The organism is Raineya sp. (genome assembly GCF_053497555.1).
Map to the genome: position 1 here is coordinate 1 of NZ_JBRCWE010000017.1, position 12,500 is coordinate 12,500.

Consider the following 12,500-nt stretch of genomic DNA (forward strand, 5'->3'; position numbering starts at 1 on the left):
TAAAGGCTATATCACCCAACTCAAACCCTATTTTCAGGAAAAAAAAGTAAAGTTGATTACCAAAGTTCGCAAAAATATGAAACCTGAAAAGTTGAGCCAACAAGAGCAATACTTCCTCGCTAAAAGAGGTTTAATTGAAGCAGTGATTGACACGCTCAAAAACGTGTGTCAAATTGAACACACAAGGCATAGAAGTCCTAAAAACTTTCTGGTCAATTTGTGGTCTGGAATCATTGCCTACAAGTTCCTAGATAAAAAGCCCACTATTAGAGATTTTCAAGAAAAAAATCTACTTACAAATTTTGAACTTTTTCAAGATATTGCCGCTTAACTCACGTTAACATACAGTTTTTGATGGTGATATTATTAGAATGCTCAATAGTTGAATTCAACACACAATTTTCGATAGTGATAACATTAGTCCCTTTAACTTGTAAATCTTTAATTTCGGAATTTGCAATAAATAAATTATATCTTGAATCTATTGAAGCTTCATCTGCTGAACATTCTAGAAAATTAAGAGTATATTTTTTTAGTTGCTCCGATTTTTGGCTAAAACTAAATCTCTTGAAACGACACTCTTCAAGGAAAATGTTTAGTTCAAAAATATTTTTATTTTCTTGTGGAGAAGCTACTTCTTCTTCGTTCTCACTGATATTTATTTCTTTTAAAAACTCACATTTTTCAAGGCCAGGAAATCTTACAAAAATAGACGGAACGTAAAAGCTGATTTGTTTTATGTGAGATGTTATTCTAATTTTTCTTTGATTATGAACAAGACTTTCTTTATTGTTGAAATTAAAAGAAACCTCTTTTAGAAATTTTACCTTTCTGATTTTTATTTCAAGAGCAGAAAAGGGAATTTTCTCCCAATATACTTCGTTAAAATCAATCTTTTTATTTACGATAATCATTGGAATATTAGCTCTATCGTATTCTTGTGAACCGTCCCAGAACCCAAACCTCAAACTATCAGTTTGGTGGTTGTAATAGATTTCGGCATTTTCAAGGCGGTAGGTGCTATCGGGGTGCTTTTGTATTTCAGCAAAAAGCTCGCTGTACGAAAGACGGCGACGAGGCTTCTTTTGGGCATCTACTTCAGAGGCACACAAAACTGCCAAAACGAGAAAAAGGGCTATTTTTTTCATACGTGCAGGGGGTTAGGGTTTTTCCTTCCAAGTAAATGAAAAAAAGGTTTCAAAGCAAACCTTCTGCTTTTTTGCAAATCCTTTGCAATAATGTTTATTTTTTGTGTAATTTGCCCACCTGAATTTTGTGATAGGATTTGTAAGAGTAAAATGATTTTTCAAAGATTTAGAAAGTAAAAACTTCCAAAACCAATTTTTATTGAGTATAAAAAATGAAAGCAGATGTACTTTTAGGTTTGCAATGGGGCGATGAAGGCAAAGGCAAAGTAGTAGATTTCTTGGCTCGTGAATATCAGGTAGTTGCTCGCTTTCAGGGCGGTCCGAATGCAGGACATACCCTCGAATTTGATGGCTTCAAATATGTGCTACATCAAATCCCTTCGGGGATATTTCACCCCAATACCTTTAATATCATTGGCAATGGAGTAGTGCTTGATGTGATTGTTTTTCGCAAAGAAGTGCTGGCTCTTGGTAAAGAAATTTCAGAAATTGCTTCTAAAATTCTTATTTCCAAGAAAACGCAACTTATCATTCCTACCCATAGGCTCTTAGATGCCGCCTCCGAAGCCGCCAAAGGCAATGAAAAAATTGGCTCAACGCTTAAAGGCATTACCCCTACTTATATGGATAAAATTGGGCGTAATGGCTTGCGAGTAGGCGATATATTAAGCTCTGATTTTCAGAGCAAATACGAAAAACTGCGTAACAAACATTTGGGCTTGCTCAAACAATACAATTTTACAGATTTTGATTTGGTAGCTTTGGAAAAAGATTTTCAGGAAGCGATTGTTTTTCTGAAAACACATTTCCATTTTGCCGATACCGAATATTGGCTCAATGAGGCATTGCTATCAGGAAAGAAAGTCCTTGCCGAAGGGGCTCAAGGCTCACTTTTGGACATAGATTTTGGCTCGTATCCTTTCGTAACAAGTTCCAACACGCTCACAGCAGGGGCTTGTATAGGTTTGGGACTTGCTCCGCACAAAATTGGCAAAGTAATGGGTATTTTCAAAGCCTATTGCACACGCGTAGGTGCAGGACCTTTCCCCACCGAACTGCACGATGAGATAGGCGAAGCCATTCGCAAGGAAGGCAGAGAATTTGGAGCAACCACAGGCAGACCTCGCCGTTGTGGTTGGCTGGATTTGCCCGCTCTCAAATACGCCATTATGCTCAATGGGGTTGATGAACTCTTTATGATGAAAGCAGATGTTTTGAGCATTGTAGATGAAATACAGGTTTGTACGCACTACAAACTTGCCGATGGCACTATCACCGATAAGATGCCTTATTGCTTGCTCTCGGAGCCTGTACAGCCGATTTACAAAACTTTTGCAGGCTGGAAAGATAAACTTCGCGATGCCAAAAACTTTGACGAGTTACCCGAAAGCCTAAAACAATATGTGAAATTCATTGAAAACGAAGTAAAAGTGCCTATTACGCTTATTTCGGTGGGTCCCGATAGGTCGCAGACGATACGGAAGGCGTAAATGAGGATTTTTGCAAAAAAATTACTATCTTTGTTCCAAAACTGCAACAATGTTTTTCCCTGAAAATCGTTATCAAGATAGCGTTTCCGAACGCCCCGAAGCCAAGCGTAGCATATTTTCTTGGATTGATAGTTGGGCAAATTTTACGCTTATCTTGCCGCGTCGCAAGCCTACAAGCTATTTGCCTTATGTGCTGTTTCTTACTTTTTTAGGAATTTTGTACATCAGCAATGCTCACTTGGCAAGAAAAATACAACGCGAAACAATGTTGCTGGAAAAAGAAGTTACCAACTTACGTACCGACTACACCCATACGCAAGCCAAATATATGAACAGCATCAAATATTCAGAAGTTGAAAAAAAAGCCAAACAATTTGGATTGGAACGTGTAGAAAAAGTGCCTTATCAGATTGTGGTGAGCAAAGAGTAAAGGGTATTGAGTATAAAGTAGCGGTCAAACTAAAAGGATATTTGTAAGCATACAAGGCTATTACGTGAGTTACAAGGTTAAAAATTTGATTATCAGGTTTTTATTTTAATAACTCAAACCACCCCTTATTCCCCTCCTTGAAAAGGAGGGGAGATAATTACATCTAAAATTTTGATTTTCAGGTGTATAGCTCCCCTCTCCTTTGGAGAGAGGCTTGGGGGTGAGGTCAAAAAAAAATGAAAAAACTCAAAACTTGAGATTTTATCAAGTCTTATTTCCGTTTTCATATTTAACATCTAACACTATGAAAAAAATTTGGATTTTAGTGCTTACATTTTGGGCGGTATATCAAGCAGAGGCTCAGAAAACCAAAAAGAAAGAAAAAGACCAAAAAAATTCCGAAGTTTCGCTGAATTTAGCAGATAAAAATGCGGTCGTTTTAGAAAACTCGGTATTTTGGGAAATTTCGGGCAATGGGCTTAGCTCACCCTCGTACCTTTTTGGAACGCATCATCTTTATCCTGCGGATAGTATCAAGAAAAACGATTTTATCAAGGAAAAAATAAAAGCCTGCCAAATGGTAGTTGGGGAGCTGGCGATGGATAACCTGCTGGCTCTTACAATGGCAACAATGAAGTATTCTATAATGAAAGATACCACCTTGCAAGATTTATTAGGCGAAAAGAACTATCAGCGAGTTGATGAATATATGAAGAAAAATTTGGGGATGGGGGTAGCGATGTTTAATCGTATGCGTCCTATGGTAATTGTGCAAACCATTTCGGCTCAAAAGGTTGCCCAAGCACTTGGTAAAGATAACAAAATGGGCGGAATGGACGCTATGTCGGGCAATATTGATTACTATTTCCAAGAATATGGAAAAAGCCTTGGTAAAGAGATAGCAGGGCTTGAAACCGTAGAATTTCAGGCAAAAACGCTTTTGCATAGCATACCGCTCAAACGTCAAGCAGAAATGCTTATGGAAGCCATTGAGGAAAAGGAAACGCAATCGGTGGAAACCTATAAAAAGCTCAATCAATACTACAAAGAGCAAAATCTCAACGAACTTGGCAAGTTGAGTTTTGATGAAAAAATGATGAAAAAAGATGAATACGACAACTTGCTCAAAAAACGCAATGACGCTTGGTTGCCTCAGATAGAAAAAATTATCCGAGAAAAATCTGCTTTCTTTGCCGTAGGAGCATTGCATTTGGTAGGTACCGATGGTGTTATTTATCAACTTCGTCAGAAAGGATACAACGTAAAACCCTTAAAAATTCGCTTGTAGAATGGTTTTTATTCTGATAGCCTTGGCAGTTTTTGCCTCACAATACTTTTTGCACTGGCAAATATGGACAATTAGCCTGATTAGCTTTGTAGTGGGTGCGGTTTTGGGGCGTACTGCTTGGGGAACTTTCTTTTCGGCTTTTTTTGCTGTTTTTTTGGTGTGGTCGGGAATGGCTTTTTGGCAAGATATTCAAAATGACCAAATACTTTCGGCACGGATTGCCTCAATGTTTGGCTTTCCAGCGGTAGGCGAATGGTTTTTTGTAGTTTCAGGAGCTGTAGGAGGGGTACTGGCTTCTTTTTCTTGTATTTCGGGTTATTATTTGAAAAGAATTTTCATTCAACCGCCGCCCAAAACGCCAATTTCGGGCAGATAAGTTAGGCAGAAATGGGCTTAACTTCCATATAAAGTTGGGCAATCAGTTCTAAAAGAGGTTGTAAATCCGAATGTAAGCCTTCTTGTTTGCTTTTGAGTTCAAATTTTAAGTTGCCATTTTCGGCAGGCGAAGCATAGTTTTTCTGATGAAAAACAGCCTTTACGTTGTAAATCGTGATTTTTTTGGTTTTTGATTTGAATTTTCTCGCCCTGTATTTGTTTTGCTTATTTTTTACAATTATTTTTTGGCTTACCGAAATGAAAAGGTGCGTTTTATCGGCAAGAATGGTTTTTAATGCTACAATAGGGCGAACATAGGTATTGGCGGCGATGTTGTATTTTTCTGTCTTGTACAGGTTGGTATCGGTTCTGCAACTCTCATCAGGCAAAAAGTTTAATTTTGCTTCAATTTTCTGATTGGTTTCAAAAGATAAAAAACGAAAAAGCGGCAAAAAATAATTTTGCGTTAAATCTTCTAAATGAGAATTGGGCAAAATGTAATAAATTATAAATTTATTTTTTCGGTATTTGTTAATTACACTTGCAAGCAAAAAAGCCACTAAAACAGACCACCAACTTATTAGCCAGAAAGAAAGCAGAAGCGTAAAAAGGAAAGTGAAAGCAAAATAAAGGTTATGCTTTTTCTTGTTTTTCTCCTGCCATTCAATATGGGCTTTGTAATTGGCAAGAAATTCTTTCAGCAAGGCAATCCACTCATCGGGTAAATAAGAGCCTTCTATTTCACCTTTTTTCAAGAAATCTTCCTGCTGTGATGTAAGCATATTCATTGCTATTTTGAGATTATGTGGAAGGAAAGGGCTTTACCAAATAGCAAAGCCCCTTGCGAAGCATTAAACTAACCACTCTGTTTTTTCTTCAACAATTGTTATGACTTCATCATCAAGCAAGCGAGTAGCCAGCCACTTGGTTTTGGGTAGCTCGTAAGCAAAAAAGTACCGCATTGTTTGTACTTTACCTTCGTAGAAAGCCACCTCACTTTCTGCAAGATTTTGCGTGAGTAGCTGTTTTTGGGCAACTACTGCTTGTTTGAGCCACTGCCAAGCTACTACTACCAAACTTGCCATTTCCATAAAAAGATTGGCATCGGCTAAAAAGCCTTCATAATTACCTTGCATTGCCAAAGGAATAAGTTTTTGAAGCACTTGTTGCATTCTGCCGAGTTCTTTTTGCAAAGTTTCGGCATATTTTTTAAGATTTTCGTAAGTAGTGGCTTGTTGCAAGGTTTCGGAAATTTCTTGCATCAAAGTCATCAGGGCGGCACCATTTTGCATTGTTACCTTTCTGCCCAGCAAATCTTGCGACTGAATAGCACTTGTTCCTTCGTAAATGGTAGTGATGCGAATATCACGATACAATTGCTCTATGGGGAAATCTTTGCAATAGCCATAGCCACCAAAAACCTGCATTGCTTCGCTGACGGCTTTTATACCATATTCCGAAGGGAAAGTTTTGGCAATAGGCGTAAGTAAATCCAAAAGCATCTGATATTTGGCTTTGGCTTCACCTTCGGAAACCTCCGCCAAGTCAAAATAGCGGGAACACTCCATTAGCAAGCTCAAAGAGCCTTCTGCAACGGCTTTTTGGAAAAGCAACATTCGCCTCACGTCAGGGTGGTTGATGATTTTGGTTTGAGGGGTAGTTTTTTGGTCTTTTTCGTTCAATCGGCGACCTTGTGGGCGTTCTTGGGCATATTGCAAGGCGTGATAGTAGGCAGTGGTGGCAATAGCGGCACTCATTAGCCCTACTCCCAAACGAGCTTCGTTCATCATTTGAAACATATATTTTAGCCCTTGATGAGGCTCTCCTACCAAATAGCCAATGCAGTCGTTGTTATCGCCGAGCATTAGGTGCATTGCAGGAGTGCCTTTTTGTCCCATTTTATGATAAATCCCTCCTGCTACTACGCCATTAGGCTCAAATGTGCCATTTTCAATACGATACTTGGGTACGATAAAAAGCGAAATACCTTTTACTCCCGCAGGAGCCCCTTCTATACGTGCCAGCAGTAAATGAATGATGTTTTCGGCTTGGTCGTGTTCGCCTGCTGAAATAAACACTTTTTGCCCTTTGATAAGATATTTACCTTCGCCCAAAGGTTTGGCAGAAGCAGTAATATCTGAAAGGGAGCTACCTGCTTGGGGTTCGGTAAGAGCCATTGTACCTTGCCACTCCCCTGAAAGCATTTTGGGTACGTATAGTTTTTTTTGTTCTTCGTTACCGAAATTGATAATCAGCCTTGCCGCACCCGAAGAAAGCCCCGTGTACATAGAGGCGGCATTGTTGGCGGCACTCAAAATAAAACTTGCCAGCGAATACACCGTAGCAGGCACTTGTCCGCCACCTACTTCATAGCTATAAGTAGCTCCTATCATACCTGCTTCGCCCATAGCTCTAAGGTACTTGCCTATCCCCTCGTGAACGGCTACTTTGCCCTCAATGAGTTCAGGTTCTTTTTCGTCCATTGCTCGGTAAATGGGGTAGAGCAAATTATCGGCAATTTGCCCTGCACTCTCCAAAATCATATCAAACGACTGCCTGTCGTGGTCTTTGTAATGCTCGTATTGTGTAAGTTTTTCGGCTTCAAAAACCTCGTAAAGCAAAAATTTCAAATTGCGGAAGGAAAAATAATGTGCCATAGGTCAGTAAAGTTATTTTCTTGCGTTTCTGAAAAAAATATTTACATTCAAAAAGTTTCAAGGTTCAAGAGTTTGAAGTAAAAGTTTTACTCCGTCTAAAATCCAACGTACTAAATCCTGCTTCCTTACTGCAAACTATACCTAAACAACGAGAATTTTCTTTTGCTCCAAAGCAAATTTTCTTTTTCAAAGATAGCAATTTTGCAAAAAAATAAGTTTTTTGCAAAAAAAATTGCTAAAATGAAAAGACACATTCCCAATATACTTACTCTTGGCAATGCTTATTGTGGTTGTGTAGGGCTGGTTTGGGTAGAAAAAGATATTTTGCTCTCTTCGGCTTTGATATTTGTAGCAATGATATTTGATTTTGCTGATGGTTTTGTAGCCCGCCTGCTGAATGTAAAATCTGAAATAGGAAAGCAGTTGGATTCTCTTGCCGATGCCATTACTTTTGGCGTTTTACCTGCAATGCTGGCTCGTCAGTTGCTTTTACAGCACAATCATTTTACTGAAAATGACTGGATTACTTATTTACCAATGCTCATAGCTTTATTTTCTGTACTCAGGCTTGCCAAATTTAATGTAGATACTCGCCAAACCGACCGATTTATCGGAGTGCCTACCCCTGCCAATGCAATGCTTTGGGCTTCTTTTCCGTTTATTTTACACTTTCAGCCCGAAATTTGGGGCTTTCAGACACAGATTTTTGCTCACTCTGTTTTTTTGCTCGTTCTTGTTGTGCTAATGAGTATGCTTTTGGTCGCGGAAATTCCCCTTTTAGCATTAAAATTTAAGCATTTTCGTTTGCAAGGCAATGAGGGGCGTTATATTTTTCTGGGCATTTCGATAGTTTTACTGGCTCTTTTACAATTTGTGGCAGTTCCTTTCATTATTTTTTGCTACATTCTCTTATCTTTTTTTGAAAAAGCCTCTGCAAAAAACTAAATTTGAGTTTTTATCAGTAGCGTATGCTTGTTTCGGTAATTGCAAGGCAGTTTTTAGGAATTATTTTGGCTTCCTTTACCTTGTTTGGGCTAATGATAGCCCTGCAAAATAGCTATTGGATTACTGCTTTTGTGCTTTTTTGGATATTAGTAGGAACTTTCTTTTGGCTTTTCAAGCAGTTGCGGAAAATGGCTTACAGCTTTTACCACACGTTTATCAGTTGGGAAATGGGAGATTGGGGGCAAACATCAACATTCCAAAAGTTTTTGCCTGTAAGTTTGCAAAAGAGCTTTTCCAAAGCCATTGAGCAAATTCGTAAAGAACGCTTGGAAAAGCAGTCGCAAGAATTGTATTTGCGTTCTGTGGTTCAGCATATACCCATAGGGCTTTTTTCTTTTGACCATACGGGCAAAATAGATTTCTGCAACACGGCTGTAATGCAAATTTTACGCTGTTTGCCTTTCAAACATCTCAACGAATTGCCTGCCATTTACGAGCCACTCAAAAATGCTCTCCAAAATAGCCAAAAAAGGCAAATAGTTCGTTTGCTTGTAGATGACGAAGTCTTAGAACTTATCCTAACGCTTTCGCAAGTACAAATTTTGGGCAAAAACTATACAATAGTTTCACTGCAAGACTTTCAAGCCGAATTAGAAGAGAAAGAAATGGAGGCTTGGCAAAACCTGACACGTATTCTCACACACGAAATTCTTAATTCTGTTACTCCTATCAGTTCGCTTGCGGCAACGGCACTGGAATCTTTGCAAGAAACCACCCACGATACAAGCGAAATAGAGCAGGCTTTGCAAATTATCCAAAAACGCTCTCAAAATCTTACACAATTTGTGCAAGAGTTTCGGGCTTTTACCAAATTGCCTACGCCCTCACCACAGAAAATTTTACTGACAGAACTCTTTGCCAATTTGCATAAACTCATTGAAAACGACCTCAAAAGCCGAAATATCCTGTTTCGCTCCATTATTTTCCCCGAAAATCTCACATTACACGCCGATTTGATGATGACCGAGCAAGTGCTTATCAATTTGCTGAAAAATGCTATTCAAGCGGTGGCTAATGTAGAAAACCCTGAAATACAACTTATCGCACAACAAGATACACTCGGTAAAGTGCTAATAAGAGTAGAAGATAACGGCGTGGGCATTAGCGAAGAGGCAAAAAAGAGTATTTTTGTACCATTTTTTACTACCAAAAAAACAGGTTCAGGCATTGGCTTGAGCCTTTCAAGGCAAATGATGAGGGTACAAGGGGGAACTATCTCGGTACATTCGGTTTTGGGCAAAGGTAGTACCTTTACATTACGATTTTGAACTTATGAAAAAAACGCTACAACTTTCTGTAAATCCTGAAATTGCTTTTGATGAAAACCATCTGCGAAATTTTTTGCAGAAAGAGCATCAGATTGAACAAAATGCTTTTATTCGTTTAGAAAGACGCTCCATAGATGCTCGTAGCAAGCAAGTAAAAGTAAATTTGAAAATTTCGGTCTATGAAAATGAAAAGCCCGAAAAATGGATTTCTTTTGAAAAAAATTATCCTGATGTAAGCCAAAAGCCTCCTGCAATTATCGTAGGAGCAGGACCTGCGGGAATGTTTGCGGCTTTGCGTCTGATAGAATTGGGCATCAAACCGATTGTGATAGAGCGGGGCAAAGATGTACAAAGTCGCAGGCGAGATTTGGCGGCTATCAACAAAGAGCATATCGTTAATCCTGATAGCAATTATTGTTTTGGCGAAGGTGGGGCAGGCACTTATTCCGATGGCAAACTTTATACACGCTCTACCAAAAGGGGCGATATTCGCCGAATATTGGAAATTTTGGTGGCTCACGGAGCTTCTGAAAATATCCTTATAGAGGCTCACCCGCATATTGGCACAAACAAATTACCCAAAATTGTTGCCGCTTTGCGGGAAAGTATTTTAGAAGCAGGCGGTGAAATTCACTTTCAAACGAAAGTAGTGGATTTTATTCTGAAAAATGGTGAAATGCAAGGGGTAATCACTCAAAACCAAGCGGGTGAAACTCAAGAATTTACAGGTTTAGGCGTAATTTTAGCTACGGGACATTCGGCAAGGGATATTTTTGAACTATTGCAAACCAGAAACATATTCATTCAGCCCAAGCCTTTTGCTCTTGGGGTACGCATAGAACACCCCCAAGCTCTTATTGACCAAATTCAGTATCATTGTGAGGTTCGCAACAAATATTTACCTGCTTCTGCATATAGTTTGGTAGAGCAAATTCACTATCAAGGTGTGCAAAAGGGTGTTTTTTCCTTTTGTATGTGTCCGGGCGGTTTTATAGTGCCTTCGGCTACGGCACAAGGCGAGGTGGTTGTCAATGGTATGTCGCCTTCACGCCGAGATGGCAAATTTGCCAATTCAGGGATAGTAGTAAGCGTAGATGAAACAGATTGGAAAGATTTTCATAAATTTGGCAATTTGGCGGCACTATATTTTCAGAAAAGTATTGAGCAAAAGGCTTGCTTGCTTGCAGGCAATACCCAAACTGCCCCTGCTCAAAGAATGGTGGATTTTGTGCAAAAAAAAGTATCGGCTACACTTTTGCCCACTTCTTACCAACCGGGTTTGGCTTCTGTGGAAATGCGAGAAATTCTGCCCAAAACCCTTGCTTTTGTTTTGCAAGAAGGGCTGAAGGCTTTTGGAAAAAAAATGAAAGGCTACTTGACTAATGAGGCTCAAATCGTGGGTGTTGAAAGTCGTACTTCTTCGCCCGTAAGTATTCCTCGCCATAAGGAAACCTGTGAGCATTTGCAAATCAAACGATTTTTTCCTTGTGGCGAAGGAGCAGGTTATGCAGGAGGCATTATGTCGGCGGCAATGGACGGGGAGCGTTGTGCAGAGGCTTTGGCAAAATTATACTTAACAGAAAAAACGAAAAACTAATCATTTACAATGAAACTACTCTGGATTACCGAGAATTACCCCCCTATGCGTGGCGGTATGGCTCAATCTTGCGATAGAATTGTGTTCAATCTGCGAAAAAAGAATGTAGAAATTCACCTTTTGCATCTCAATCCTCACGTTCTTTCTCCCAAAGTGAGCGTTTCGCAGTGTGGTAACGATATTCTTTTTCCTGTTGATGAAGATTTGGCACACACTTTTCATTTGCTCAAACATTTTTTGGAAAAATATCTCTGCCAGCACCAATGCACACATCTTGTAAATTTCGGAGGCTACGCTTCTATGTTTTTAACGCCTATTTTAAGCAAAATTTTTGATTTGCCCCTTATTACACTATTGCGAGGCAACGATTTTGATGCAGGCTTGTTTTCGCCCCGCCGAAAAAATCTTGTAGAAGAGTGTTTATTGCAGTCATCGCTGATTTGTGCCGTTAGTAGCGACAAAATACAACTCATTCAGAAATTATATCCACACCTAAAAGTTGTATTCACCCCCAATGGCATAGATACCTCTCAATGGCACTGCTTACCTGCTGATGTAGAACACGCTCAAAATTGGAAAAAAACACACGTGCAGGCAGGAAGAAAAGTGATAGGCTTGTTTGGGCATCTGAAAGAAAAAAAAGGGGCATTGTTTTTCCTTGAAACCCTTTTGCGTGCCGATTTACAAGACAATGTGCATTTACTTATTGTAGGAGAAATGCAAAAAGAAATGAAGGATTTTCTGTTGGCGGAAAATTCACTTGCATACACTCATTACGAGTTTTTGGATAGATATGCCCTTTTAGGCTTTTATCCTGCTTGCGATGCAGTGGCGATACCTTCGTTTTATGATGGTATGCCCAATGTACTCTTGGAGGCAATGGCTTTGGGCTTACCGATTGTAGCTTCAAAAGTTGCAGGAATGGCAGATGTTCTGCTCAATACTTCTAATTTCCTTTTTGAACCCAATGATTTTGAAAGCTGTGCCGAAGCCTTGAATCTTTTTTTGCAAACTGAAAATGCTCTTTTGCAAAAAATTGGCGAGGAAAACTGCAATTTAGTACAGAACCAATATACCGAAAGCCAAGAAGCAGATAAGTATCTCAATTTTTTCAAAAATATAACTCCCTTAAAATCAGTATATTGAAAAATTTTTGAAAATTTTTTCTTCAAAAAATTTGGAGAAGCGAGGTTGTGTGTATTACCTTTGCAGTCCCAAAATCAATCGGGCGGATTGAGCGGG

Annotated in this window: 12 protein-coding genes; 9 read left to right on the plus strand and 3 right to left on the minus strand. The window is 39.2% G+C overall.

Features of this window, described 5'->3' with window-relative positions:
- The coding region (locus tag ACWITO_RS01865; RefSeq protein WP_448528145.1) for a transposase at nucleotides 1-331 on the plus strand (331 nt) is incomplete at its 5' end.
- A gap of 1 nt (nucleotide 332) precedes the next feature.
- On the opposite strand, the gene ACWITO_RS01870 is transcribed toward ACWITO_RS01865, so the two are convergent.
- A complete protein-coding gene (locus ACWITO_RS01870; RefSeq protein WP_448528314.1) occupies nucleotides 333-1,148 on the minus strand; it encodes a hypothetical protein in 816 nt (271 codons plus the stop codon).
- Nucleotides 1,149-1,360: 212 nt separating this feature from the next.
- Between ACWITO_RS01870 and ACWITO_RS01875 the strand changes: the two genes are divergently transcribed.
- The 4 genes from ACWITO_RS01875 to ACWITO_RS01890 all read left to right on the plus strand — a co-directional run bounded on the left by ACWITO_RS01875 (nucleotide 1,361) and on the right by ACWITO_RS01890 (nucleotide 4,732).
- Nucleotides 1,361-2,638: an adenylosuccinate synthase gene (locus ACWITO_RS01875; RefSeq protein ID WP_448528315.1), complete on the plus strand. Its 1,278-nt coding sequence runs from the start codon at nucleotides 1,361-1,363 to the stop codon at nucleotides 2,636-2,638.
- A 49-nt stretch (nucleotides 2,639-2,687) separates the two neighbouring features.
- A complete protein-coding gene (locus ACWITO_RS01880) occupies nucleotides 2,688-3,068 on the plus strand; it encodes an FtsL-like putative cell division protein (protein ID WP_448528316.1) in 381 nt (126 codons plus the stop codon).
- 304 nt (nucleotides 3,069-3,372) lie between these two features.
- Nucleotides 3,373-4,356 carry a TraB/GumN family protein gene (locus ACWITO_RS01885; RefSeq protein WP_448528317.1) on the plus strand — a complete coding sequence of 328 codons (984 nt, stop codon included), beginning with the start codon at nucleotides 3,373-3,375 and terminating at the stop codon, nucleotides 4,354-4,356.
- A 1-nt stretch (nucleotide 4,357) separates the two neighbouring features.
- Nucleotides 4,358-4,732, plus strand: a complete 375-nt coding sequence (locus tag ACWITO_RS01890) for a hypothetical protein (RefSeq protein ID WP_448528318.1) — start codon at nucleotides 4,358-4,360, stop codon at nucleotides 4,730-4,732.
- 1 nt (nucleotide 4,733) lies between these two features.
- On the opposite strand, the gene ACWITO_RS01895 is transcribed toward ACWITO_RS01890, so the two are convergent.
- Entirely contained in the window at nucleotides 4,734-5,513 is a 780-nt protein-coding gene (locus ACWITO_RS01895; RefSeq protein ID WP_448528319.1) for a hypothetical protein, read from the minus strand.
- A gap of 69 nt (nucleotides 5,514-5,582) precedes the next feature.
- The gene (locus ACWITO_RS01900; protein WP_448528320.1) at nucleotides 5,583-7,388 is read right to left on the minus strand and encodes an acyl-CoA dehydrogenase; all 1,806 of its coding nucleotides are present in this window, start codon (nucleotides 7,386-7,388) and stop codon (nucleotides 5,583-5,585) included.
- Nucleotides 7,389-7,628: 240 nt separating this feature from the next.
- On the opposite strand from ACWITO_RS01900, the gene pssA reads away from it, so the two are divergent.
- Genes pssA through ACWITO_RS01920 form a run of 4 tightly spaced genes read left to right on the plus strand, consistent with a single transcriptional unit; the run spans nucleotide 7,629 to nucleotide 12,404 of the window.
- Nucleotides 7,629-8,333, plus strand: coding sequence for a CDP-diacylglycerol--serine O-phosphatidyltransferase (gene pssA / locus ACWITO_RS01905; RefSeq protein ID WP_448528321.1), 705 nt, complete (start codon nucleotides 7,629-7,631; stop codon nucleotides 8,331-8,333).
- 23 nt (nucleotides 8,334-8,356) lie between these two features.
- Nucleotides 8,357-9,661 carry a sensor histidine kinase gene (locus ACWITO_RS01910; RefSeq protein WP_448528322.1) on the plus strand — a complete coding sequence of 435 codons (1,305 nt, stop codon included), beginning with the start codon at nucleotides 8,357-8,359 and terminating at the stop codon, nucleotides 9,659-9,661.
- A gap of 4 nt (nucleotides 9,662-9,665) precedes the next feature.
- The gene (locus ACWITO_RS01915; protein ID WP_448528323.1) at nucleotides 9,666-11,258 is read left to right on the plus strand and encodes an NAD(P)/FAD-dependent oxidoreductase; all 1,593 of its coding nucleotides are present in this window, start codon (nucleotides 9,666-9,668) and stop codon (nucleotides 11,256-11,258) included.
- A 9-nt stretch (nucleotides 11,259-11,267) separates the two neighbouring features.
- Nucleotides 11,268-12,404 (plus strand): glycosyltransferase family 4 protein, encoded by a 1,137-nt coding sequence (locus ACWITO_RS01920; RefSeq protein ID WP_448528324.1) that lies wholly within the window; start codon nucleotides 11,268-11,270, stop codon nucleotides 12,402-12,404.
- The last annotated feature ends 96 nt before the right edge of the window (nucleotides 12,405-12,500 follow it).

Bases quoted from the DNA above. Each gene is read 5' to 3' on its own strand.
- ACWITO_RS01875 (WP_448528315.1), top strand. From the start codon at position 1,361: ATGAAAGCAGATGTACTTTTAGGTTTGCAATGGGGCGATGAAGGCAAA.
- ACWITO_RS01915 (WP_448528323.1), top strand. From the start codon at position 9,666: ATGAAAAAAACGCTACAACTTTCTGTAAATCCTGAAATTGCTTTTGAT.
- ACWITO_RS01900 (WP_448528320.1), bottom strand. From the start codon at position 7,388: ATGGCACATTATTTTTCCTTCCGCAATTTGAAATTTTTGCTTTACGAG.
- pssA (WP_448528321.1), top strand. From the start codon at position 7,629: ATGAAAAGACACATTCCCAATATACTTACTCTTGGCAATGCTTATTGT.
- ACWITO_RS01885 (WP_448528317.1), top strand. From the start codon at position 3,373: ATGAAAAAAATTTGGATTTTAGTGCTTACATTTTGGGCGGTATATCAA.
- ACWITO_RS01920 (WP_448528324.1), top strand. From the start codon at position 11,268: ATGAAACTACTCTGGATTACCGAGAATTACCCCCCTATGCGTGGCGGT.
- ACWITO_RS01890 (WP_448528318.1), top strand. From the start codon at position 4,358: ATGGTTTTTATTCTGATAGCCTTGGCAGTTTTTGCCTCACAATACTTT.
- ACWITO_RS01880 (WP_448528316.1), top strand. From the start codon at position 2,688: ATGTTTTTCCCTGAAAATCGTTATCAAGATAGCGTTTCCGAACGCCCC.
- ACWITO_RS01910 (WP_448528322.1), top strand. From the start codon at position 8,357: ATGCTTGTTTCGGTAATTGCAAGGCAGTTTTTAGGAATTATTTTGGCT.
- ACWITO_RS01895 (WP_448528319.1), bottom strand. From the start codon at position 5,513: ATGCTTACATCACAGCAGGAAGATTTCTTGAAAAAAGGTGAAATAGAA.
- ACWITO_RS01870 (WP_448528314.1), bottom strand. From the start codon at position 1,148: ATGAAAAAAATAGCCCTTTTTCTCGTTTTGGCAGTTTTGTGTGCCTCT.